Annotated in this window: 24 protein-coding genes; 18 read left to right on the top strand and 6 right to left on the bottom strand. The window is 64.2% G+C overall.

The window, feature by feature from the left end; translation table 11 throughout:
• Positions 1-9 precede the first annotated feature (9 nt).
• From NKI67_RS13555 to NKI67_RS13545, 3 genes are all read right to left on the bottom strand, one after another.
• Positions 10-1,389 (bottom strand): aspartate aminotransferase family protein, encoded by a 1,380-nt coding sequence (locus tag NKI67_RS13555; protein WP_352645605.1) that lies wholly within the window; start codon positions 1,387-1,389, stop codon positions 10-12.
• A gap of 35 nt (positions 1,390-1,424) precedes the next feature.
• Positions 1,425-2,918, bottom strand: a complete 1,494-nt coding sequence (locus NKI67_RS13550; protein WP_352645604.1) for an NAD-dependent succinate-semialdehyde dehydrogenase — start codon at positions 2,916-2,918, stop codon at positions 1,425-1,427.
• A 127-nt stretch (positions 2,919-3,045) separates the two neighbouring features.
• Complete coding sequence (locus NKI67_RS13545) at positions 3,046-3,537, bottom strand: Lrp/AsnC family transcriptional regulator (protein ID WP_352484028.1); 492 nt, start codon at positions 3,535-3,537, stop codon at positions 3,046-3,048.
• 82 nt (positions 3,538-3,619) lie between these two features.
• On the opposite strand from NKI67_RS13545, the gene ehuR reads away from it, so the two are divergent.
• The 10 genes from ehuR to doeB all read left to right on the top strand — a co-directional run bounded on the left by ehuR (position 3,620) and on the right by doeB (position 13,322).
• Complete coding sequence (ehuR, locus tag NKI67_RS13540) at positions 3,620-5,005, top strand: MocR-like ectoine utilization transcription factor EhuR (protein ID WP_352645602.1); 1,386 nt, start codon at positions 3,620-3,622, stop codon at positions 5,003-5,005.
• 121 nt (positions 5,006-5,126) lie between these two features.
• The gene (gene ehuA, locus NKI67_RS13535) at positions 5,127-5,912 is read left to right on the top strand and encodes an ectoine/hydroxyectoine ABC transporter ATP-binding protein EhuA (protein WP_352645600.1); all 786 of its coding nucleotides are present in this window, start codon (positions 5,127-5,129) and stop codon (positions 5,910-5,912) included.
• Positions 5,913-5,977: 65 nt separating this feature from the next.
• Complete coding sequence (gene ehuB / locus NKI67_RS13530; protein WP_352587308.1) at positions 5,978-6,829, top strand: ectoine/hydroxyectoine ABC transporter substrate-binding protein EhuB; 852 nt, start codon at positions 5,978-5,980, stop codon at positions 6,827-6,829.
• Between the two features lie 171 nt (positions 6,830-7,000).
• A complete protein-coding gene (gene ehuC, locus NKI67_RS13525) occupies positions 7,001-7,660 on the top strand; it encodes an ectoine/hydroxyectoine ABC transporter permease subunit EhuC (RefSeq protein ID WP_254819481.1) in 660 nt (219 codons plus the stop codon).
• Between the two features lie 16 nt (positions 7,661-7,676).
• Positions 7,677-8,336, top strand: a complete 660-nt coding sequence (ehuD, locus tag NKI67_RS13520; protein WP_023677202.1) for an ectoine/hydroxyectoine ABC transporter permease subunit EhuD — start codon at positions 7,677-7,679, stop codon at positions 8,334-8,336.
• Positions 8,333-9,106: an ectoine utilization protein EutA gene (gene eutA / locus NKI67_RS13515; RefSeq protein WP_352645598.1), complete on the top strand. Its 774-nt coding sequence runs from the start codon at positions 8,333-8,335 to the stop codon at positions 9,104-9,106. Before ehuD ends, eutA begins: the two co-directional genes overlap by 4 nt.
• 10 nt (positions 9,107-9,116) lie before the next feature.
• The gene (gene eutB / locus NKI67_RS13510; RefSeq protein WP_352645597.1) at positions 9,117-10,109 is read left to right on the top strand and encodes a hydroxyectoine utilization dehydratase EutB; all 993 of its coding nucleotides are present in this window, start codon (positions 9,117-9,119) and stop codon (positions 10,107-10,109) included.
• On the top strand, positions 10,106-11,098 hold the full coding sequence (locus NKI67_RS13505; protein WP_352645595.1) for a cyclodeaminase: 993 nt from the start codon (positions 10,106-10,108) through the stop codon (positions 11,096-11,098). The genes eutB and NKI67_RS13505 overlap by 4 nt, the downstream gene beginning before the upstream one ends.
• A 38-nt stretch (positions 11,099-11,136) precedes the next feature.
• Positions 11,137-12,315 (top strand): ectoine hydrolase DoeA, encoded by a 1,179-nt coding sequence (doeA, locus tag NKI67_RS13500; protein WP_352645593.1) that lies wholly within the window; start codon positions 11,137-11,139, stop codon positions 12,313-12,315.
• A 5-nt stretch (positions 12,316-12,320) separates the two neighbouring features.
• Positions 12,321-13,322, top strand: a complete 1,002-nt coding sequence (gene doeB / locus NKI67_RS13495; protein WP_352645591.1) for a N(2)-acetyl-L-2,4-diaminobutanoate deacetylase DoeB — start codon at positions 12,321-12,323, stop codon at positions 13,320-13,322.
• Positions 13,323-13,325: 3 nt separating this feature from the next.
• Here doeB and NKI67_RS13490 read toward each other — a convergent pair whose 3' ends face one another.
• A complete protein-coding gene (locus tag NKI67_RS13490; protein WP_352645623.1) occupies positions 13,326-13,985 on the bottom strand; it encodes a GntR family transcriptional regulator in 660 nt (219 codons plus the stop codon).
• 322 nt (positions 13,986-14,307) lie between these two features.
• Between NKI67_RS13490 and NKI67_RS13485 the strand changes: the two genes are divergently transcribed.
• From NKI67_RS13485 to atzF, 8 genes are read left to right on the top strand one after another with little or no spacing between them, the layout of a single operon-like run.
• Entirely contained in the window at positions 14,308-15,435 is a 1,128-nt protein-coding gene (locus NKI67_RS13485; protein ID WP_352645589.1) for a BMP family ABC transporter substrate-binding protein, read from the top strand.
• Positions 15,436-15,455: 20 nt separating this feature from the next.
• Complete coding sequence (locus NKI67_RS13480; protein ID WP_352645587.1) at positions 15,456-16,580, top strand: ABC transporter permease; 1,125 nt, start codon at positions 15,456-15,458, stop codon at positions 16,578-16,580.
• Positions 16,580-17,506 carry an ABC transporter permease gene (locus NKI67_RS13475; RefSeq protein ID WP_352645585.1) on the top strand — a complete coding sequence of 309 codons (927 nt, stop codon included), beginning with the start codon at positions 16,580-16,582 and terminating at the stop codon, positions 17,504-17,506. The genes NKI67_RS13480 and NKI67_RS13475 overlap by 1 nt, the downstream gene beginning before the upstream one ends.
• A gap of 16 nt (positions 17,507-17,522) precedes the next feature.
• The gene (gene biuH, locus NKI67_RS13470) at positions 17,523-18,224 is read left to right on the top strand and encodes a biuret amidohydrolase (protein ID WP_352645583.1); all 702 of its coding nucleotides are present in this window, start codon (positions 17,523-17,525) and stop codon (positions 18,222-18,224) included.
• Between the two features lie 10 nt (positions 18,225-18,234).
• Positions 18,235-19,767, top strand: coding sequence for an ABC transporter ATP-binding protein (locus NKI67_RS13465; protein WP_352645581.1), 1,533 nt, complete (start codon positions 18,235-18,237; stop codon positions 19,765-19,767).
• Positions 19,767-20,435, top strand: coding sequence for a cysteine hydrolase family protein (locus NKI67_RS13460; RefSeq protein ID WP_352645579.1), 669 nt, complete (start codon positions 19,767-19,769; stop codon positions 20,433-20,435). The genes NKI67_RS13465 and NKI67_RS13460 overlap by 1 nt, the downstream gene beginning before the upstream one ends.
• The gene (locus NKI67_RS13455; RefSeq protein WP_352645578.1) at positions 20,428-20,778 is read left to right on the top strand and encodes a cupin domain-containing protein; all 351 of its coding nucleotides are present in this window, start codon (positions 20,428-20,430) and stop codon (positions 20,776-20,778) included. Before NKI67_RS13460 ends, NKI67_RS13455 begins: the two co-directional genes overlap by 8 nt.
• Positions 20,775-22,580: an allophanate hydrolase gene (gene atzF / locus NKI67_RS13450; protein ID WP_352645576.1), complete on the top strand. Its 1,806-nt coding sequence runs from the start codon at positions 20,775-20,777 to the stop codon at positions 22,578-22,580. Before NKI67_RS13455 ends, atzF begins: the two co-directional genes overlap by 4 nt.
• A 5-nt stretch (positions 22,581-22,585) precedes the next feature.
• Here the strand turns inward: atzF and NKI67_RS13445 are convergent, their stop codons facing one another.
• A complete protein-coding gene (locus tag NKI67_RS13445; protein ID WP_352645574.1) occupies positions 22,586-23,143 on the bottom strand; it encodes a cytochrome c in 558 nt (185 codons plus the stop codon).
• A complete protein-coding gene (cueR, locus tag NKI67_RS13440; protein WP_352645572.1) occupies positions 23,140-23,538 on the bottom strand; it encodes a Cu(I)-responsive transcriptional regulator in 399 nt (132 codons plus the stop codon). Before cueR ends, NKI67_RS13445 begins: the two co-directional genes overlap by 4 nt.
• Positions 23,539-23,796: the final 258 nt, after the last annotated feature.

Here is a 23,796-nt window from a genome sequence, read left to right as displayed (position 1 = left end):
GTCGGCTCTTCAGATGTTTGCAAACACGCTCTTCACCGCGTCGGCCGTCTTCGACACGACGATATCGGCCTCTTCCCGCGTCAGGCAGAGCGGCGGCGCGAAACCGAGAATGTCGCCCTGCGGCATGGCCCGGCCGATGACGCCGCTTGTCGCAAGAGCGGTTGCTACCTGCGGCCCGATTTTTTGCGAGGCGTCGAAGAACACGCGATCGTCCTTGTCGGCGACGAACTCGATTGCCGCCAGCATGCCGTCGCCGCGCACCTCGCCGACATTTTTGTGACCACCGACGGCTTTCGTCAGCTCGGCGCGGAAATAGGCACCGGTTTTGCCGGCATTGGTCACCAGGTCCATCTCGTCGATCAGTTCCAGGTTGGCGACGCCGGCGGCGACGCAGATCGGATGCGCCGAATAGGTCCAGCCATGACCGAGCGAGCCGAGCTTGTCTGAACCCTGCACCAGCACCTGCCAGACCTTGTCTGAGACGATGACGCCCGACAGCGGCGCATAGGCCGAGGTCAGGCCCTTGGCGATGGTGATCAGGTCGGGGTTGATGCCGTAGTGGTCGGAGCCGAACATGGTGCCCAGCCGGCCGAAGCCGGTGACGACCTCGTCGGCAACCAGAAGCACGTCGTACTTCTTCAGCACCGCCTGGATCTTCTCCCAGTAGCCGGCCGGCGGCGGCACGATGCCGCCGGTGCCGAGGATAGGCTCACCGATGAACGCGGCGACCGTCTCCGGCCCTTCGGCGAGAATCATCTCCTCGAGCTTGTCGGCACAGTATTGCGAAAACTGCTCCTCGCTCAGCGAGCGGTCGGCGCGGCGGAAATAGTAGGGCGCCTCGGTGTGCAGGACCGGCGCACGCGGCAGATCGAAGGCGTTGTGGAACAGGTCGAGGCCGGTCAGCGATCCGGTCATGATCCCGGAGCCGTGATAACCGCGCCAGCGCGAGATGATCTTCTTCTTCTCGGGCCGGCCGAGCACATTGTTGTAGTACCAGATCAGCTTGATGTTGGTTTCGTTGGCATCGGAACCGGAGAGGCCGAAATAGACCCTCGACATGCCTTGCGGCGCGCGGTCGATGATCATCTTGGAAAGCGTGATCGATGCCTCGGTGCCGTGCCCGACATAGGCGTGGTAATAGGCGAGGTTCTTGGCCTGCGCGGCGATGGCGTCGGCTATCTTCTGACGGCCATAGCCGACATTGACGCAATAGAGCCCGGCGAAGGCATCGATGCTCTTGCGGCCGTTATTGTCCCAGATGGTGACGCCTTCGCCACCGGCGATCACCCGCGTCGGGCTCTCGCCACGCGCATGCGTTCCCATATGGGTCGAGGGATGGAAGAAATGATCGCGATCCCAGGCGGCGAGTTCGTTTGACTGGTCGAGCATTTTTTTAACTCCTGAGGGAAAGTGTCGGGCGCGGCTTACGCTACGTCGAGGCAGAGATATTTGAGATCGGTAAAGGCTTCGAGCCCGTGACGCGAGCCCTCGCGGCCCATGCCGGACTGTTTGACGCCGCCGAAGGGGATCGGCGCGCCGGTGATCTTCACGCGGTTGATGGCGACCATGCCATAGTCGAGCGCGCGGCCCATGCGCAATTGCCGGCCGCCGTTCTCGGTGACGACATAGGCGACGAGCCCGTATTCGGTGGCGTTGGCGCGGGCGACGACTTCGTCCTCGCTATCGAAAGGCGTCACGGCCGCAACCGGACCGAAGGTCTCCTCGCGCATGATCAGGGCGTCGTCGTCAACATCGGCCAGCAGGGTCGGCTGGTAGAACAGCGGACCGGCCGGATGGCGCCTGCCGCCGGTCAGGCAACGCGCGCCTTTGGCGAGCGCATCGGCCACCTGCTCCTCGACCTTCTTGACCGCGCGTTCGTGCATCAAGGGTCCGATTTCGGTGTCGTCAGCGAGGCCATTGCCGGCCCGCAATGCCTCGACGCGTTTAGCGAAAGCAGCGCAGAACCGATCGTATATCGGACGCTGGACATAGATGCGGTTGGCGGCGAGGCAGTCCTGGCCGGAGGTCGCGAATTTAGCGTCGACGGCGATGGTCACAGCCTTGTCGAGATGGGCGTCGGCGAAGACGATCAGAGGCGCATGACCGCCAAGCTCCATCACCAGACGCTTCATCGTCGGCGCACTTTGCGCGGCGATCAACCTGCCGATCTCGGTCGAGCCGGTGAAGCTCATGGCGCGAACGCGCGGGTCTTCGCACATCCGCCCGACGATGATCGAAGCCCTGCCGGTGAGGACGTTGAACACGCCAGCCGGCAGGCCGGCACGTTCGCCAAGCTCGGCCAACGCCAGTGCAGACAGCGGCGTTTCCGAGGAAGGATGCGCGACGATGGTGCAGCCGGCGGCAAGCGCGGCCGCCGCCTTGCGGGTCAGCATGGCCGCGGGAAAATTCCACGGGGTGACGACGCCGACGACACCAAGCGGTTCGCGTCGCACCACCATCTCGGCATTTGGCAGATGGCTGGTGACGCTTTCGGCGTTGAGACGTTTGGCCTCCTCGGCATACCATTCGACAAAAGAGGCGGCATAGTCGATCTCGCCGCGCGATTCCTTCAGCGGCTTGCCTTGTTCTAGCGTCATCAGCAGGGCCAGGTCATTTTTGGCGGCAACGATCAGATCGAACCATTTTCGCAAGATTTTCGACCGTTCCTGCGGCAGCAATGCGCGCCAGGCAGGAAAGGCGCGCGATGCCGCATCGATCGCCAATGTGGTCTGCCGGGCATCGAGCGCGGCAACGAAAGCGACGGTGGATCCGGTGGCCGGATCGGTCACCTCGAAACTCTCCGCGGTCTCGCTCGCCGTCCAGTGGCCAGCGACATAGGCGAGTTCGCGCAGCAGCCGCCGGTCGGCAAGGCGATCAAGCGCTTCATGGCGGTGCGAGCGGGCAAAATGTGCGGACATCATCGGGCTCCCGGTTCGGGTGATGCCGCAAGACTATCTCTGCCGCGCAAACAGAGAGGCTGTTTGCGTGCCTGCACGTAGAGAGATTGTCTCTATTGCCCTGCCCAGCCAGACGATCTCTCCGGTATCAGGAAGATGCCGGCAACAGATCCGCCACTGGCAGCACACTCTCCTCCTTCACCGTCTTGGTGACGATATAGGTGAAATAGCGGTCGATGCCGATCTCGCGTTCGAGCAGAGTGTCGACCAGCCGCTGATAGGCGTCGATGTCGCGCGCCATCACCTTCAGCAGGTAATCGACGCCGCCGCCGACAGACCAGCAGGCGACGATCTCGGGGATGTCGCGGATGACACGCTCGAAACGGTCGAAATCGGCCTGGCGGTGGCTAGCCAGCGTCACCTCCATCAGCACGGTAGCGACCGGCGCGATGGCGCGCATGGCGATCCTGGCATGGTAGCCCGAGACGATGCCGGCCTTTTCCAGCTTGCGCAGCCGCATCCAGCACGGCGTCGGCGACAGGCCGACTTTCTCGGCCAGCGCCAGCTTGGTGATGCGCCCGTCGCGCTGGATGGCGTCGAGAATTTTCAGATCGATCGGATCGAGTTTCGCTGCAGCCATGATCGCCCACTTCCAGTGCCGGACACCATGACGGCGCATTATTTCGATTGTCAATTGCACTGATTTCGATCTCTAATAAGTCATGACATTTTGGCGACCAGATCCCGCTCTTATCCGGCGGCCGGCCTATCAATCGCTCGCCGACCAGTTCGCGCGGGCCATCCATGACGGGCGCCTGGCCAACGGTGCGCGATTGCCGACGCACCGGCAGTTGGCTGACGATCTACAACTTTCCGTGCAGACGGTCAGCCGCGCCTATGAGGAGCTGATCCGCCGCGGGCTGGTGTCCGGCGAGGTCGGCCGCGGCAGCTTCGTGCAGACGCAGCGCCGCGAGCCGGAGCCGCCCTATCTGCCGGAGCGGCTGGGCGAGGTCATCGATCTCTCCATCCTGAAGCCGGTCTGCGAACCGATGCATCTGGAGCGGCTGAGGCAGGCGCTGGGCTGGCTCGCCGAAAACCTGCCGTCGAGCTCGGCGCTGTCGTTCAGGCCGAACATGGTGTTCCCGCGCCACCGCGCGGTAGGTGTCGAGTGGCTACGCCTCTGCGGCCTCGACGCGTCGCCGCAGAACATCAGCCTGACCAACGGCGCCACCGCCGGTATGACGGTAGCGCTGATGAGCGTGGCGCCGCCCGGTTCGACCGTCGCCACCGAGGCGATCGGCCATCACACGCTGATCCCGCTGGCGCGTTATCTCGGCTTCAACCTTGAGGGTTTGCCGATCGACGACAATGGGCTGATCCCGGAAGCGCTGGACGAGGCCTGCCGGCTGTCGGACATCCGCGCCGTGTTCGTGCAGCCGTCGGTGATCAACCCTACGGCCACCCTGATGGATGCCGGCCGGCGCGAACAGATCGCGACGGTGGCGCGCAGGCACGACATCGCCATCATCGAGAACGACGTGCTCGGCCCGCTGGTCGAGGACCGGCCGCCGCCCGTCGCGGCGTTTGCCCCCGAGCGCACGCTCTACGTCACCTCCTTCACCAAGATCGTGGTGCCGGGCCTGCGCATCGGCTATCTCGCGGCGCCCGATCGTTATGTCGCCGCGGTCGCCAATCGCCATCTCGTCTCGAACTGGATGGCGACGCCGTTGGTGGCCGAGATCGCCACCAAATGGGTGACCGACGGCACCGCGATGGAACTCGTGCGATGGCAGCGCCTGGCTTTGCGGCGGCGTCTGGACATAGCCGCCGAGGTGCTTGCCGGAGTGGACTATCGCGCTCATCGCGACGGGCTGCATGTCTGGCTGCAACTGCCCGATGACCGCGGTGAGGAAAGCTTTGTTTCCCAGGCCCGCCTGCAGGGCGTGGCGATCGCGCCCGGCACGTCGTTTCGCATTTCGCAGATGCCTTGGCATCCAGCCGTACGGATTTCGCTGGGCTCGACCATGGAGGGGGAACTGCGTGCCGGTCTCGGCGTTGTCACCAAGCTTCTGCTCGGCGATCCCGAGCATCTCCTGCTTGCGATCTAGACGGCGAATGGCGCGAAATTGTGCGGAATCCGAAATATTGTCATGATATTATTTTCTTGATTGACATGATTTGCCGCGATCCGCATCGTTAAAGGCAAGCTTCTCCAGTACGGGAAATTCATTGTCGGCTCCCATCATCAAGATCGACGGCATTTCAAAAAGCTTCGGCACCTTCAAGGTGCTGGACGGCCTCTCGATGCAAGTCATGCCCGGCGAGAAGCTGGCACTGATCGGCCCGTCTGGTTCGGGCAAGACGACGATCCTGCGCATCCTGATGACGCTAGAGCGTATCGACAGCGGCCACATCCAGGTCGACGGCGAACAGTTGTACCACATGGAGCGTAACGGCCGGCTGCTGACGGCCGATGAACGGCATTTGGCAAAGATGCGCCAGAAGATCGGCATGGTCTTCCAACTGTTCAATCTGTTTCCGCACAAATGCGTCATCGACAATGTGACGCTGGCACCGATGCTGACCAAAGGCGTGCCGCGGGCCGCCGCCGAAAAGCGGGCGATGGAACTGCTCGACATGGTCGGCATGGTCGACAAGGCCAAGGCGATGCCGGCGCAGCTTTCCGGCGGCCAGAAGCAGCGCGTCGCGATTGCGCGGGCGCTGGCGCTGTCGCCGAAGATCATGCTGTTCGACGAGGTCACCTCGGCGCTCGACCCGGAGCTCGTCGACGAGGTGCTCAACGTCATGCGCAAGCTCGCCGCCGAGACCGACATGACCATGCTGCTGGTCACCCACGAGATGGGTTTCGCCCATGACTTCGCCGACCGGGTGCTGTTCTTCGATCGCGGCAGAATAGTCGAGGAGGGCAAGCCCGACGAGATTTTCCGCCATCCCAAACAGGAGCGTACGCGAGGTTTCCTGAAGAAGATCATTGCGGCCGGACATCGGGTCTGACTGCCATGCGAGGCGGCGACGCCTCAAGCAAGCCAAGAAGACAGACAAACAAGGAGTTGGGAACAATGAAGAAATTTGCCATTTTGGCCGGCGTCGCCGGTATTGCGCTGACGGCGGTGCTGGCCGCCTCGACGGCCGGCTCGGCCGACGACAGCAAGCTCGAAGAGCTCAAGGCGCAAGGCTTTGCCCGCGTCGCCATCGCCAACGAGCCGCCCTATACGGCGGTCGCTGCCGACGGCAAGGTTTCGGGTGCGGCGCCTGACGTTGCCCGTGAAATCTTCAAGCGCCTTGGCGTCAACGATATCGTCGCCTCGATCTCGGAATATGGCGCCATGATTCCCGGCCTGCAGGCCGGCCGTTTCGACGTCGTCACTGCCGGCCTGTTCATGAAGCCGGAACGTTGTGCTGCGGTCGCCTATTCGGAACCGGTACTGTGCGACGCCGAGGCGATGCTGGTGAAGAAGGGCAACCCGAAGGGCTTCAAGAGCTACGAGGACGTCGCGAAGGACACCAGCGCCACGATCGGCGCGCCGGGTGGCGGCACTGAAGAGAAGCTGGCGCTCACCGCAGGTGTGCCGCGCGAGCGCGTCATCGTCGTGCCGGACGGCCAGAGCGGCCTGAAGATGCTGCAGGACGGCCGCATCGATGCTTATTCGCTGCCCGTGCTGTCGATCAACGACCTGGTCAAGAAAGCCAATGATCCGAACCTCGAAGTTATCGCGCCGGTGGTCGGTGCGCCGGTCTATTGCGACGGCGCGGCCTTCAAGAAGGGCGACGAAGCGCTGCGCGACGCCTATGATGTCGAGCTGGCGAAACTGAAGAAGTCCGGCGAGTTCGCCAAGATCATCGAGCCTTACGGCTTCTCGGCGGCGGCGGCAATGTCGACGAGCCGCGACAAGCTCTGCTCGGCGAAATAAAAAGTGCCGCTCACCCTAGCTTCTCCCCGTCAAAAACGGGGAGAGGGGGCGCCAACGCTGGAGCTTCACCCTTCTCCCCGTCCCTATAACGGGGAGAAGGTGCCGGCAGGCGGATGAGGGGCGGCGCCGGCCTTCTGTAATGATCACCAAGCGAGGAAATGCTTAGCCCCAATGACCCAATGGTCCGGCTATTTCGGCCTGATATTGCAAGGAGCGCTTGTCACCATCGAGCTGACGCTGATGGGGTCGGTGCTGGCCTTGGTCATGGCCTTTCTTGCCGGGCTGGGGCGGCTGTCGCGGTTTTTCGTGCTACGCGCGCTGGCCACCGCCTATATCGAGTTCTTCCGCGGCACCTCGATTTTCGTGCAGCTGTTCTGGGCTTATTTCGTGCTGCCTTTTGCCGGCATTTCGTTGACGCCGCTGCAGGCCGGCGTGCTGGCGCTGGGCCTCAATGTCGGCGCCTATGCGGCGGAAGTGGTGCGTGGCGCCATCAAGTCTATCGGCCGCGAACAATATGAGGCCTGCACCGCCCTCAATCTCGGCCGCTGGCAAGCCATGCGCCATATCATCCTGCCGCAGGCGCTTCTGGTGATGCTGCCAACCTTCGGCAACAACGCCATTGAATTGCTCAAGGCCACCGCCGTCGTTTCGCTAATCTCGCTCGCCGACCTGACCTTCCAGGCGCAGGTGGTGCGCTCGCAGACCGGCAATACTCTGGTGCCGTTCAGCACCATCCTCGTCATCTATTTCGTGCTGGCGCTGCTCATCTCCTGGGGCGTGCGGTCGCTGGAACGCCGCATGGCTCGTGGCCTCGACGGGGTGCGCGTATGATGGATCGGGCCTGCTAATGGAATGGGATTGGGATTTTGTCCGGCAGATCCTGCCGACGCTGATCGAGGGGGTGAAGATCACCATCCTGGCGACGCTGCTCGGCTCGGTGCTGGCGGCCATCGTTGGGCTGGGCATCGCGCTGGCGCGCCGGTCGCCGAACAGGGCTCTGTCGCGCACCGTCGGTTTCCTTGCCGAGTTCATCCGTGGCACGCCGCTGTTGGTGCAGCTCTATTTCATCTTCTACGTGCTGCCGGATTTCGGCATCCTGTTGCCGCCGCTGGTGGCGGGCGTCATCGGTCTCGGGCTGCATTACGGAACTTACACGGCCGAGGTCTACCGCGCCGGCATAGACAATGTGCCCCGCGGCCAGTGGGAAGCGGCCAAGGCCTGCAATCTAAACGCCACCCAGACCTGGACGCACATCATCATTCCGCAGGCGATCCCGCCGATGATCCCGGCGCTTGCCAATTATTTCATCGCCATGTTCAAAGAGACGCCGCTGCTGTCGGCGATCACCGTGCTGGAACTGATGAACCAGGCCAAGAGCGTCGCCAATACTTATTATCGGTATATCGAACCGATCACCTTGGTCGGCGCCTTCTTCCTCGCCATCAGCCTGTTCTCGGTGGTGCTGCTGCGCTGGCTGGAACACCGTTATGGGCGGATCGAAAGATGAGCGCTGCACCCGAAATCCGCCTGCATTCGGCCCGGCCGGCGCTCGACGCGCGTCCGCTGGAAAAGCGGGTGGGCCTGATCATCCTTGCCACCGACCACACGAGCGAACCGGATTTTCACCGCATGGTGGCAAGCGACCGCATCGGCGTCTATGTCGCGCGCATCCCCTACGCCAACCCGACGACGCCGGACAATTTGCGCAAGATGCAGCCGTCACTGACGGCGGCCGCGGCCCTGATCCTGCCCGACGAGCCGCTCGATGCGATCTGCTATTCCTGCACCTCAGCTTCCGTCGTGATCGGCGATGCCGAAATCGAGGCGGCGGTGCAGGCCGCCAAGCCCGGCGTGCCGGTGGTCACGCCGCCGATGGCCGGGGTGCGCGGCCTGAAGGCGCTGGGCGCCAAGACGATCAGCATCCTCACTCCCTATACGGTCGAGACCAGCCGGCCGATGGCGGCCTATTTCACCGAGCATGGTTTCGAAATCGTCAGCTTCAATTGCCTCGGCTTCGAGGATGATCGCGAGATGGCGCGGATTGCGCCGAAATCCTTGGTCGATCTGGCTCGCGAGGCGACGGCCGAACACTCGGACGCGCTGTTCGTCTCCTGCACGGCACTGCGGTCCGCGGCGGCAGTTGTCGGTATGGAAGAAGCCATCGGCCGTCCTGTCGTCACCAGCAACCAGGCGACGGCCTGGAATTGCCTGCGGCTTTGCGACGACGACGAGCCGCGCGCCGAATTCGGCCGCCTGATGACGCTGCCGTTGAACTGATTGATGAGCCATGACCACGTCCAGGATAAGCCTCTCCGATATCCGCGCCGCGCGCGAGCGCATCGCAGGCAAGGTCGAGCGTACGCCGACCGTCACTTCCCGGAGTCTTTCCCAGCACTTGGGCGCTCCTGTTTATCTCAAGCTCGAACATCGGCAGACCACCGGCGCCTTCAAGCTGCGCGGTGCCTCGAACGCTATCGCTTCGCTGACAGACGAGGAGAGGGCGCGTGGCGTCGTCGCTGCCTCGACCGGCAACCACGGCCGGGCGCTTGCCTATGCTGCTCGACTGCAAGGCATCCACGCGACGATCTGCATGTCGCGGCTGGTGCCGCAGAACAAGCTGGACGAGATCCGTCGGCTCGGCGCCGAGATCCGCATCGTCGGCAACAGCCAGGACGATGCGCAGCGGGAGGTCGAACGGCTGGTCGCGGAAGAGGGGCTGATCATGCTGCCGCCCTTCGACCATCCCGCCATTGTCGCCGGGCAAGGCACGCTCGGGCTGGAGATCATCGAACAGGTTCCTGATGCCGCCCTTGTGCTGGTGCCGCTTTCCGGCGGTGGGCTGGCGGCTGGCGTTGCCGCTGCCGTGAAGGGCGTCAGCCCGGCGACGAAGGTGATGGGCGTTTCAATGGCGCGCGGTGCGGCGATGAAGGCGAGCCTCGACGCCGGACATCCGGTTTTGGTCGAGGAACAGCCGACGCTGGCGGATTCACTCGGCGGCGGCATCGGCCTCGACAACCGGCTGACCTTCTCGATGTGCCGCGACCTGCTCGACGATGTGATCCTGCTCAGCGAGGACGAGATCGCCGCCGGCATCCGCCATGCCTATGAACAGGAGCGCGAGATCGTCGAAGGCGCCGGCGCGGTCGGCATCGCAGCCGTGCTTGCCGGCAAGGTCAGGGCGAGCGGCCCGACGGTGCTCGTGCTGTCCGGCCGCAACATCGATATGACACTGCACCGCAAGATCATCTGCGGCGAAGCAATTGCGGAGAGCGCAGCATGAGCCGGATGACGATCCTCACCGAAGCTGAATTGCGCAAGATCGTGAAGCTCGATCTCGATGCCATCGCCTGCGTCGAGAACGCGTTCCGGGCGCTCGCTACCTTGCCGGTGGCGATGCCGCCGATCCTGCGGCTGGACATTCCAGAGCATCGCGGCGAGGTCGACGTCAAGACCGCCTATGTACCGGGTATCGACGGTTTTGCGATCAAGATCAGCCCCGGCTTTTTCGATAATCCCAAGCTCGGCCTGCCCAGCGTCAACGGCATGATGGTGCTGCTGTCGGCGAAAACCGGATTGGTCGAGGCGCTGCTGCTCGACAATGGCTATCTCACCGACATCCGCACGGCGGCAGCCGGCGCGGTTGCCGCCAAGCATCTGTCGCGGCCGGGTTCCTCCGTTGCCGCGATCTTCGGCGCCGGTGTTCAGGCCGGACTGCAGCTCGAAGCGCTGATGCTGGTGCGGCCGATCTCCGAGGCTCGCATCTGGGCAAGGGATGCCGCCAAGGCCGAGGCCGCGGCCGACGCATTGTCCGAAAGACTGGGCATCGCCGTTGACGCCGAGCCCGACGCGGCAAAGGCTGCGGCCGATGCCGACATCATCGTCACCACGACGCCGTCGACCGAGCCGCTGATCAAGGCCGGCTTCGTCTCCGCCGGCCAGCATATCACTGCCATGGGCTCGGATGCCGAGCACAAGAACGAGATCGCGCCGGCGATCCTGCGCATGGCCGATCTCTACGTCGCCGATAGCGCCAAACAGACGCGCCGGCTGGGCGAACTGCACCATGCTATCGCGGCGGGCGTGATGGCGTCCGATGCCGAAATCACCGAGCTTGGCCACATCATCGCCGGCGAAAGGCATGGCCGGCGCTCGGACAGCGACATCACCATTGCCGACCTGACCGGCACCGGCGTGCAGGACACGGCGATCGCCACGCTCGCCCGCGACCGTGCACGTGCAGCCAAGACCGGTACGATTTTCGAAAGCTGATGCTGGCCGCAAGGCCCAACAAACGAGGACCAAGAACAATGCAGCCCAATTTGAAATTCTCGCGCGGCGAATATGCGGAGCGCCTCGCCAAGACGCGGAAGGCGATGGAGGCCAAGGGCGTCGATCTGCTGGTCGTCAGCGATCCGTCCAACATGGCCTGGCTGACCGGCTATGACGGCTGGTCGTTCTATGTGCATCAGGCTGTCATCGTGCCGCCGTCGGACGAGCCGGTGTGGTACGGGCGCGGCCAGGACGCCAACGGCGCCAAGCGCACTGCCTATCTCGCGCACGACAACATCGTCGGCTATGCCGACAACTACGTGCAGTCGACCGAGCGCCATCCGATGGATTTTCTGTCCGGTGTGCTCTCCGATCGCGGCTGGGGCAAGCTCAGCATCGGCGTCGAGATGGACAATTACTGGTTCTCGGCCGCTGCCTTCGCAGCGCTGCAGAAGCACTTACCCAATGCCCGCTTCGTCGACGCCACGGCACTGGTCAACTGGCAGCGCGCGGTGAAGAGCCCGACCGAAATCGACTACATGCGCAAGGCCGCCCGCATCGTGGAAGCGATGCACCAGCGCATCGTCGACAAGATCGAGGTCGGCATGCGCAAATGCGACTTGGTCGCCGAGATCTACGATGCCGGCACGCGCGGCGTCGACGGCATCGGCGGCGACTATCCGGCGATCGTGCCGCTGCTGCCGTCGGGCGCCGACGCATCGGCGCCGCATCTGACCTGGGACGACCGGCCGATGAAATCGGGCGAGGGCACCTTCTTCGAGATCGCCGGCTGCTACAACCGCTATCACTGCCCGCTGTCGCGGACCGTGTTCCTTGGTAAACCGACGCAGGAATTCCTCGATGCCGAAAAGGCGACGCTGGAAGGCATGGAGGCGGGACTTGCCGCCGCCAAGCCCGGCAACACATGCGAGGACATCGCCAACGCCTTCTTCGCGGTGCTGAAGCGGTACGGCATCGTCAAGGACAATCGCACCGGGTACCCGATCGGGCTTTCCTATCCGCCTGACTGGGGCGAGCGCACGATGAGCCTGCGTCCAGGCGACCGCACCGAGTTGAAGCCCGGTATGACCTTCCATTTCATGACCGGCTTGTGGCTTGAGACGATGGGGCTGGAAATCACCGAATCCATCCTCATCACCGAGACGGGCGTCGAGTGCCTGGCGAATGTGCCGCGCAAACTGGTGGTGAAGAATTGAGCCCGATGTCCAGCCTTCGCCCGTCACCGATCACGCCGACCGTCGATTTCGAGCGCGACGGCGTGCAGCACGGTTTCCTGCGCCTGCCTTACAGCCGCGACGATTCCGCCTGGGGATCGGTGATGATCCCGATCTGCGTCATCCGCAACGGCAAGGGGCCGGGCGCATTGCTCACCGGCGGCAATCATGGCGACGAGTATGAGGGGCCGCTGGCGCTCTATGACCTCGCCCGTACGCTCGACCCGAAAGACGTCAGCGGCACGATCATCATCGTGCCGGCGATGAATTATCCGGCGTTCCGCGCCGGCACGCGCACCTCGCCGATCGACAAGGGCAATCTCAACCGCAGCTTTCCCGGCCGGCCCGACGGCACGGTGACCGAGAAGATCGCCGATTATTTCCAGCGCGAGCTTCTGCCCCGTACAGACATCGCGCTCGACTTCCACTCCGGCGGCAAGACGCTCGACTTCGTGCCGTTCTGCGCCGCCCACATCCGGCCCGACAAGGTGCTGGAAGCGAAGGGTTTCGCTGCGGTTGAAGCCTTCTCCGCACCATGGTCGATGAAAATGCTGGAGATCGACGCGGTCGGCATGTTCGATACTGCCGCCGAGGAGATGGGCAAGCTGTTCATCACCACAGAGCTTGGCGGCGGCGGGACTTCGCGCGCGGAAACGGTGCGGATCGCACGTCGCGGCGTGCTCAATGTGCTGCGCCATGCCGGCATCGTCGCCGGCGCGGTCGAGATGCAGCCAACCCGCTGGCTCGACATGCCGTCCGGCGATTGCTTCTCGTTCGCCGAGGACGACGGGATGATCGAAACGATGATCGATCTCGGCGAGCCGGTGGCAGAGAACCAGGTGCTGGCACGTATCCATTCCATAGGCCGCACCGGCGGTGCTCCGCAGGAGATCCGGGCCACAATGTCCGGTCTGTTGGCGGCGCGGCATTTTCCGGGGCTGGTCAAGGCCGGCGACTGCGCTGCCGTGGTCGCCGTGCTGGTCGATTGACGGTTAGGAAGCCGATGTCGGGAACGGCTCGGTCCTGCCTTTGGGGCGATCGCCGATGGCAAAGACGGCGCTCGCCTCGCTGACGATCGAGACATGATCCTTGGCGGCTGTTCCGGCGGCCGTACTGTCGCCGCGCATGATTGCGGTGACGATGGCGTCATGCTCCTGCCAGGACTGGGCCAGCCGCCCGGGCAGCATGAATTGCGCGCGCCGGAACGGCGCCAGCCGGCCGCGGGTCATGACGGTCAGTTCATAAATGTGCTTGCTGTGGGCGCCGCGATAGAGCCGGGTGTGGAATTCGGTGTTGAAAAGCTCATACTGTTCTTCAGCACCGAGCTGCACGAAGCGCGCCGAGGCCTGGTGCTCGGCCTCCAGCGTGCGGCGCTCGCCAGCGGTCATGCGCTCGGCCGAGAACCGCGCGCAGATCGCTTCAAGCTCGGCCATGCTTTCGAACATCGAGGCGAGGTGCTCCTGCGTCACCACGGCGACGGTGGCGCCGCGGTTCGGCCGCCTTTCGACCAGCCCCATGGCGCTGAGCCGGCTGAGCGCTTCCCTGATCGGCGTGCGTGAGACGTCGAAGCGGGCCGCGAGCGAGGCCTCGTCGAGCTTTCCGCCCGGGCGCAGGAAACCGGTGACGATCCGGTCGCTGATCGCCCTCACCATCTGATCGACGGTCGTGCCCGACCTGATCAAATTGCGCTTTCCCGACACGTCTCCTCCGTCCAGTCTTTTCGCTAGAGCCGTAAGCCACTCACCGGCTTCGATTCCTCCGCATCTCTGTATGCCTATGTTTTAGCCTTCATGTCAAATTGGCGATTTTGGAGGCAAAAAGTGTATGCAATTGCTCCGGCTTTGTGCAGCCCACATCGACACACTCATTGATATTGCTGAATAAATCTCATTTCTGAAACTGGCATGCTGATTGCATACACTTCTTTCATTGAGGTGTTAACCGGCCCCAAAGGCCCCACAGAGGGAGCATTCAATGTCCGAGAGATTCATGCTTAGCCGCCGCGACCTGCTCAAGACCTCCGCCGCCGGAGCGGCGCTCGGCCTTGCGTCCGCATCGTTTCCGATCAGCAGGGCCTTCGCCGCGACGGCCACTGTCGGCTTCATCTATGTCGGGCCAAAGGACGATTACGGCTACAACCAGGCGCATGCCGAAGGCGCCGCCACGCTGAAGGGGATCGAAGGAATTTCCGTCGTCGAGGAGGAGAACGTGCCGGAGACGGTCGACGTGCAGAAGACGATGGAATCGATGATCAATCTCGACGGTGCGTCGCTGATCTTCCCGACCTCGTTCGGCTATTTCGATCCGCACATGCTCGCCATGTGCGCGAAATTCCCCGACGTGCAGTTCCGCCATTGCGGTGGCATGTGGAACAAGGACAAGCATCCGATGAATGCCGGTTCCTATTTCGGCTATATCGGCATGGGCCAGTATCTGAACGGCGTCGTCGCCGGTCACACCAGCAAAATCAAGAAGCTCGGCTTCGTCGCGGCAAAGCCGATCCCGCAGGTGCTGCTCAACATCAATTCCTTCCTGCTCGGCGCGCGCTCGGTCGACCCGACCATCACCTGCCAGGTGATCTTCACCGGCGAGTGGTCGCTAGCGGTCAAGGAGGCCGAGGCCACCAATGCGCTGGTCGACCAGGGTGCCGACGTCATCACCTGCCATGTCGACAGCCCCAAGGTGGTGGTCGAGACGGCGGCCGGGCGTGGCGCCTTCGTCTGCGGCTATCATGCCAACCAGAGCCCGCTGGCGCCGGAAAAATACCTGACCGGCGCGGAATGGAACTGGGCCAAGGTCTACAAGATGTTCGTCGACGAGCTGGTGGCCGGCACGCCGCTGCCCAATTTCACGCGCGGTGGCCTGGCCGACGGCTTCGTCAAGATGAGCCCGCTCGGCCCCGCTGTCGGCGAGGCCGCCCGCAAGCAGTTCGACGGCACGCTGGCCGAAATGATGAAAGGCGGCTTTTCCGTCGTCAAGGGTCCGCTGAAGAGCAACAAGGGCGTCGTCGTCGCGACCGAAGGCCAGGCCTTCGCCGAGACCGCGCTCGAACTCGAAAGCATGGACTACCTGGTCGAGGGCGTCGTCGGTTCGACCGCCTGAACCGGATCGGAGACGGGGCCATGGCAGACACGGTCAGCACTGCGGGCGCACCGGCGCTGTTTGGCGCCAGGAATTATCCGGCGGCGCTCGAATGGGCGGCGCGGCGGGCGGAAGCCTTCGTCATACCGCTCGCGGCGCTGATCGTCGGCATGGTGCTGTTCAGCCTATTCATCGCGCTGGTCGGCAAATCGCCGGTGCAACTCTACGAGACGATGTGGCGCGGCGGCTTCGGCTCGTGGTTCTCGATCCAGAACTCGCTGTCGCGGGCAGCACCGCTTTTATTGGCAGCGCTCTGCGTGGCGCTGCCGGCCCGGCTCGGCCTTGTCGTCATCGGCGGCGAAGGCGCGATCGTGCTGGGCGGCGTTGCCGCCGCCGCCATCGGCGTCGCGGCGAATGGCGCGCCGGCTTTTCTGGTCATCCTGCTGATGGGCGTGGCGGGCGTGGTCGCCGGCGGCATCTGGATCGGTGCCGTCGGCGCACTCCGCCACTACCGCGCCGTCAACGAAACCATATCCAGTCTGCTGATGGCCTATATCGCCATCGCGCTGATGAACCATCTGGTCGAAGGGCCGCTGCGCGATCCGGCTTCGCTCAACAAACCCTCGACCGAGCCGCTGGCGGATGCCTACCGCATCGGCAACATTCCAGGCATGGACGTGCACTGGGGCTTGGTCATCGGCATTCTCGCCTGCGTCCTGTCCTGGCTGTTGATCGAAAAGACGCGCTGGGGGTTTGCCGCCCGCATTGCCGGCGGCAATGTCCGGGCAGCTCAGGTGCAAGGGCTTGCCGTCGGGCCGCTGATCGTCGGCTTCACCGGGCTCGCCGGCGGCTTTGCCGGGCTGGCCGGCATGCTGGAGGTCGGCGCCGTGCAAGGCAGCGCCAACGCCTCGCTCGCCGCCGGCTATGGCTATACCGGCATCCTCGTCGCCTTCCTCGCCCGCCACAATCCGCTCGCCATCGTTCCGGTCGCTTTCCTGCTCGGCGGCATCGGCGCTTCCGGCGGGCTGATCCAGCGCCGCATGGACCTGCCCGACGCCACCGTGCTGGTGCTGCAAGGCATGCTCTTCGTCGTCATCCTGTTCAGCGAAACCTTTTACGGCCGCTTCAAGGTCTTCAATCCCGATCTGTGGAAGAGGGGCTCCTGATGGACGCGACCGAGATCGGCCTGTGGGGCGTGCCGCTCGCCATCCTCGGCGGCGCCATCCGCGTTTCGACGCCGTTCATCTTCGTCTCGCTCGGCGAAGCCATTACAGAGCGCTCAGGCCGCATCAATCTCGGCCTCGAGGGCACGCTGGTCTTCGGCGCAATGACCGCCTATGCGGTCGCAGTGATGACCGGCTCGCCATGGCTCGGTCTGCTGGCCGCCGCAGGTGCCGGTCTTTGCTTCGGGCTGTTCCATGGCTGGATCTGCAAATTCCGCGGGGTTAACGACATCGCCATCGGCATTGCGCTGATGCTGTTCGGCTCCGGTCTCGCCTTCTTCTTCGGCAAGCCGTTCATCCAGCCCTCGGCACCAGACCTGCCGGCCATCGCCTTCGGTGGCTGGTCGGATATCCCGCAGGTGCAGGCGGCGCTCAACGTCAACGTGCTGTTCCTGATCGGGGCCGCACTTGCGCTGTTCCTGTGGTGGGCCTTCCGCAACACCCGCGCCGGCCTGGTCGTGCGCGTCGTCGGCGACAGCTCCGATGCGGCGCGCGCCATGGGCCTCAATCCCAACACCGTGCGCCTGCTTGCGACAGGTGTCGGCGGTGCGCTCGCCGGCATCGGCGGCGCCTATCTGTCGCTCTATTATCCCGGCAGCTGGACCGAACGCATCTCGTCGGGGCAGGGCCTGATGGCGGTGGCGCTGGTTATCTTCGCGCGCTGGAACCCGCTCGGCTGCTTTGCCGCGGCACTGTTGTTCGGCGGCGCCGGCGCGCTGGGCCCCGCGTTGCAGTCGGTCGGGGTGACGCAGGGCTACTATCTCTTCTACGCCGCACCTTACATCCTCACGCTTATCATCATGATCGCCACATCGTCGCCGAGCCGCTCGCTTGCCGGCGCGCCGGGCGAGTTGTCGATCACCAAATGACTGGAGTTTTTTTCCGATGAACGCCAGAGCCGAGATCACCCAGCGCTACATCGACGCCGACCCTTATCCATGGCCTTATAATGGCGAGCTGCGGCCGGACAATACGGCACTGATCATCATCGACATGCAGACCGATTTCTGCGGGCCGGGCGGCTATGTCGATCATATGGGCTACGATCTTTCGCTGGTGCGGGCGCCGATCGAGCCGATCAAGTCGGTGCTCTCAGCCATGCGGGCCAAGGGCTACACCATCATCCACACGCGCGAGGGCCACCGGCCCGATCTCGCCGACCTGCCGGCCAACAAGCGCTGGCGCTCGCGCCGCATCAATGCCGGCATCAGCGACCCCGGACCTTGCGGGCGCATCCTGGTGCGAGGCGAACCCGGCTGGGACATCATCCCCGACCTCTATCCGGCGGCGGGCGAACCGATCATCGACAAGCCGGGCAAGGGCTCGTTCTGCGCCACCGACCTGGAGCTGATCCTGCGCCAGCGCGGCATCGAAAACATCGTGCTGACCGGCATCACCACCGATGTCTGCGTCCACACGACGATGCGCGAGGCCAACGATCGCGGCTTCGAATGCGTGATGCTGGAGGATTGCTGCGGCGCGACCGATTACGGCAACCATCTCGCCGCGATCAAGATGATCAAGATGCAGGGCGGCGTGTTCGGCGCGGTGTCGAATTCGGCATCCTTCGTCGCGCAGCTGCCGTGAGGACACGATCTTGAGCGGAAGCATCGGCAAGAAAGCCGTCGGCGTCGAGACCATCGGCATGACCATGCGCTTCGGCGCCTTCACCGCGCTGGACGACGTCTCGATCAAGGTGCCGGCGGGATCGTTCCATGCGCTGCTCGGCGAAAACGGCGCCGGCAAGTCGACGCTGGTCAAATGCATGATGGGTTTTTACCATCCGACCGCCGGCGACATGCTGGTCGATGGCCGCGAGGTCGCGATCGCCAGTCCGAAGGATGCCTCGGCATTGGGGCTCGGCATGGTCTACCAGCATTTCACGCTCGTCCCGTCGCTGACCGGCGCGGAGAACCTGGTCATTTCGCGCGAGAAGGTGCCCGTCGTCATCGACTGGCGCAAGGAGCGCGCCGCACTTGCGCAATTCATGCAGCGGATGCCGTTCAAGCTGCCGCTCGACGTCAAGGTGGCGGAACTTGCGGCCGGCGAGAAGCAGAAGCTCGAAATCATCAAGCAGCTCTATCTCGGCCGCAGTTTCTTGGTGCTCGACGAGCCGACTTCGGTGCTCACTCCCGGCGAGGCACACGAAGTGCTTGGCCTGGTGCGCGACATGACCAGGACCGGCGACCTCACCGTGCTGATGATCTCGCATAAATTCCACGAGGTGACGGCCTTTGCCGACGATATCACCGTGCTGCGCAAGGGCAGGCTGACCGGAACCGGAAAGGTCTCCGAACTTTCCCACAAGCAGATGGCGGCGATGATGATCGGCGACCAGCCGATCGCCGCACTCGACAGCCGCGCCCCGGTGCCGGCCGGCGCCAGACAGGTGCTGACGGTAAAGTCGCTGAAGGCGCCCGACCGCACCGGTTTGAAAACCATCGACATCGGCGAACTCGATGTGAAGTCGGGTGAGATCGTCGGCATTGCCGGCATCTCCGGCAACGGCCAGAAGGAGTTTCTCGAAGTCCTTGCCGGACAGCGGGCGCGCAATGGCGGCGACGTTCTGGTGAAAGGCTCGCCCTATGGCGCCAGCCGCAGCGAGGCGCGCACGCTCAATGTCCGCTTCATTCCGGAGGAGCCCTTGCGCAATGCCTGCGCACCGAAGATGACGGTGGCGGAAAACATGGCCTTCCGGACCTTCGACCTCAACGAGGCCGGCAAGCCGGTCAACTGGATCAGGATGAGTGCGATCAGGGACTACGCGGCCCGTCTGGTCCAACAGTTCAAGGTCAAGACGGCATCCCTCGCTTCGCCGATTTCGTCGCTCTCGGGCGGCAATGTGCAGCGCGCGGTGCTGGCGCGGGAACTGACCGGCGAGGTCGATTTGCTCATCGTGTCGAACCCCTGCTTCGGCCTCGACTTCTCCGCCGTCGCCGAAATACGCGCCCGCATCATGAAGGCGCGCAATGCCGGCGCCGCGGTGCTCCTTATGTCGGAGGACCTTGATGAGCTGCTCGAGCTCTCGGACCGCATCTTCGTCATGTCGGACGGCGCGCTGGTCTACGAGACGCCGATCGCGCAGGCGAGCGTGCAGACGATCGGCGAGCACATGGCGGGACATCACTGATGGCGGAGATCGAGGCGCTGCCGTTTCCGTTCGCCTTCAAGCCTGAGGCGATGGCGCTGGTCGTCATCGACATGCAGCGCGATTTCGCTGAACCCGGCGGCTTCGGCGCCAGCCTCGGCAACGACGTCAGCCGGGTGGTGGCGATTGTGCCGACGGTGAAGAGATTGATCGAGGGGTTCCGCACCGCCGGCCTGCCGGTGATCCACACGATGGAGTGCCACAAGGCAGACCTTTCGGATCTGCCGCCGGCCAAGCGCAATCGCGGCAATCCGTCGATCCGGATCGGCGATGTCGGGCCGATGGGTCGCGTGCTGATCGTCGGCGAGCCGGGAACGGCGATCCTCGATGAACTTGCCCCATTGCCCGGCGAAATCGTCATCGAAAAGCCGGGCAAGGGCGCGTTCTATGCCACCAGCTTCGGCGATGACCTGAAGCGGCTCGGCGCACAGCAACTGGTCTTTGCCGGAGTGACGACGGAGGTCTGCGTGCAGACGACGATGCGCGAGGCCAATGACCGCGGCTATGAATGCCTGCTGGCCGAGGATGCTACCGAGAGCTATTTTCCGGAGTTCAAGGCGGCAGCCCTTGCCATGATCAGGGCGCAGGGCGCCATCGTCGGCTGGACGGCAACGACGGACCAGGTGCTCGAGGGACTTTCCAATGCCTAACGTCGCATTCGCGGCTTTCATCCAAGGGGGCTGGCGTGATCTGTCATTCGAGCATTTTCGCGAAGGCATCACAGTGCATTGGCTGCTCAAGGGTGGGCCGATGGAACCGTCGGTCGCCATCCTGAACTACCGGGCTGGCGCCAGCGTGCCGCGTCATCGCCATGCCGGGCTGGAGACGATCATCGTGCTGGAAGGCACGCAGAGCGACGAGAACGGCGATCATGCCGCGGGCAGCGTGATCCTGAACGCGGTCGGAACCGAGCATTCGGTGTGGACGAAGGATGGCTGCGTCGTGCTCATCCAGTGGAACCTGCCGGTAGTCATTCTGGGCGAGGCCGAATGAGCGACATCCGCTTCGAGATAGCGAGCCTGCACGCCGCCTATCAGGCCGGCGTCAGCATCGGCGAGATGATCGATACGGTCGATGCGCGGCTCGCGGCGGCCGATGACCCCGGCATCTTCATCCATCTGGCGAGCAGGGCGGAGTTGCTTGCCGAGGCGGAAAAGCTCGGCCCGTTCGATCCCGTGGCAAAGCCGCTGTGGGGCGTACCGTTCGCGGTCAAGGACAACATTGATGTCGCCGGCATGCCGACCACGGCGGCTTGCGCCGAATATGCCTACTTGCCGGCGAAAGACGCCACCGTCGTCGCGCGGCTCAAGGCCGCCGGCGCGCTGGTCGTCGGCAAGACCAACCTCGACCAGTTCGCCACCGGCCTGGTCGGCGTGCGCACGCCCTATCCGATCCCGAGGAATGCGATCGACCCGAAACTGGTGCCGGGCGGCTCTTCATGCGGCTCGGCCGTCGCAACCGCGCGTGGCATCGTCTCGTTCGCGCTCGGCACCGATACCGCCGGTTCGGGGCGAATACCCGCTGGCCTCAACAACATCGTTGGGCTGAAGCCGAGCGTCGGCGCGCTATCAGCCGCCGGCGTCGTGCCGGCCTGCCGCACGCTCGACTGCATCTCGGTCTTCGCGCTCACCGTCGATGACGCCTACCGCGTGTTCGAGGCGGCGGCGGCAAAGGACGACGCCGACCCCTATTCGCGTGACCCCGGCGTCCAGGGCCTTGCCGCGCGCCCGCCGGTGCTGACTGTCGGCGTGCCGGCCAGGACCGACTGGACCTTCTTCGGCGACGAGGCGATGCAGGCGGGTTTCGAGGCCGCCCTTGCCTCGCTGGAGACGCTGGGCTGCCAGCTGGTGGAAATCCCGTTCGCCGATTTCTACGCCACCGCCAACCTGCTTTACGAAGGCGCCTGGGTAGCCGAGCGTTACGCCGCGATCAGGGACTTCATGGATGCCAACGAGGCCGCCATGCATCCGGTGACGCGGCAGATCATCGGCGGTGCGCGAAAACTTTCCGCCGCGGACGCTTTCAACGGGCTCTATGCCCTGCAAGGCTATAAGGCCAGGCTTGCGCCGGTCATCGCCTCGGTCGACCTATTCTGCGTGCCGACCGCGCCGACGCACTACACAGTCGAAGCGGTGCTGGCCGATCCGATCGTCACCAACAGCCGGCTCGGCACCTACACCAACTTCGTCAATCTGCTCGACATGTGCGGCATTGCCGTGCCGAGCGGAACCCGCAGCGACGGTCTGCCGATGAGCGTCACCTTGCTTGCCGCGGCGGGCAAGGACCATCTGCCGGCGTCGCTTGCGCGCGATGTCCATGCGGCAAGCGGCCTTGCGCTGGGCGCTACAGGCTGGCCGCTGCCGCGTGGCGATGTTCGCGTCGACGTGGACGAGGGCACGATCGAGCTGGCGGTGGTCGGCGCGCATCTGTCGGGGATGGCGCTGAACGGCCAGCTGCAGCAGCTCGGCGCAATGTTCGCCCGGGCTGCAAGAACGGCGCCGCTCTATCGGCTTTATGCGCTCGCCGGCCAGTCGGTGCCGCGACCGGGGCTCGAACGGATCTGCAACGGCAAGGGCGCAGCGATCGAGGTTGAAGTCTGGCGGCTCTCGCCACAAGCCTTCGGCCGTTTTGTTGCCGCGATCCCGCCGCCGCTCGGCATCGGCACGCTTCTGCTCGATGACGGAACTTCGCCGAAAGGCTTCCTCGTCGAAAGTGCCGGCCTCACCGATGCAAAGGAGATTTCGCATTTCGGCGGCTGGCGCAATTTCGTGGCGGGTCAGCTGCAGCGAAGCTGACGCTATCACTCGACCTTTTGCCTGAACTTCGAATGGCAGCTCGAGCAATCCTGCAAGATGAGATGCAGGAGGTGCTCCGCCGGCAATTTAGTGGGATCGGCTTCCGCGAGTGATGGTCGCTTGCCAAGCAGGCTGCCACCGCCCATCGCCAGGCCGGAACCCATTCTCATGTCGTCGGTGATGCGCGGCGGCGCCCGCTCGGCGTCGGAGGCCAAGGCGCTGGCCAGCGTCCCGATGTGGCGAGCCAGCTCATCGAACTCCGCGCGGGCGGGGTCGATATCCGGCCTGGCGCCTGAAGGCGCGCCCAATGTCGCGCTGGGGAATTCGGCAATCAGGGCAGGGCCGGTGCGGGCGCGGATGGTCTCGGCCGCCGCCTTGAAGGCTGCGGCGTCGTACGCCTGCTTGCCGTCGAACATCCCGGCGATCGCCTTTGCCGCCGCGGCCATTTCCTTCATCGAGGCCTGGCGAGCCTCGATGATCGCATCACGGCTCGAATGGGCGGCGGCGAGCACGACAGAGGCGCAGGCAAGCGACAGCACCGTTACAGCGGCTGCGAGCCTCACTGGGCGACGCCTTGTCCTGCCAGCTCGTCGATGATCGGGCAATCCGGCCGCTCGTCGCCGTGGCAGTGACTGACCAGATGGTGGAGCAAGCCGCGCAATCCGACCAGTTCGGCGATCTTCCTGTCGATCTCCACCAGCTTGGCGCTCGCGATGGCCTTCACGTCGGCGCTGTCACGTTCCCTGTCCTGGTATAGCGACAGCAGCTGGCGGCATTCGTCGACCGAAAACCCCAGGCTTCGCGAGCGCTGCAGGAAGCGCAGCCGGTGAATATCGGCCGTCGAGTAATCGCGATAGCCATTGTCTGTCCGGGCCGGATGCAAGAGCCCGATGTCCTCGTAATAACGGATCGTCTTGGACGGCAGGCCGGATTTTTCGGATGCGATACCGATGTTCATGGCGGAAATCTCCTTTGTCGGAGGAAATAGACCTTCCAGTAGATGGAAGGTCAACATGATGTGGCGATTTTGGATGCCCGACGCAACCGCCCGCCCGCTCCAACCGTTTGCCTGCCAACAGCGCACACTGAACCTTCGGGAAGAAATCAGTTTTCGGAAACGTTTATCGAACAGCGCTCAAAACCCGGTGTTCGACACCTGGTGCCGATGAGCAAAGACCCTCCGGCGGCACGTTACACCGTGCACACGCCGAGGAGA

The sequence above is a fragment of the Mesorhizobium sp. M0408 genome, assembly GCF_040321495.1.
In the GTDB taxonomy this organism is placed as follows: Bacteria; Pseudomonadota; Alphaproteobacteria; order Rhizobiales; family Rhizobiaceae; genus Mesorhizobium.
Note: the sequence above shows the minus strand (reverse complement) of the source record. Positions and strands in the feature narration are given on the sequence as shown.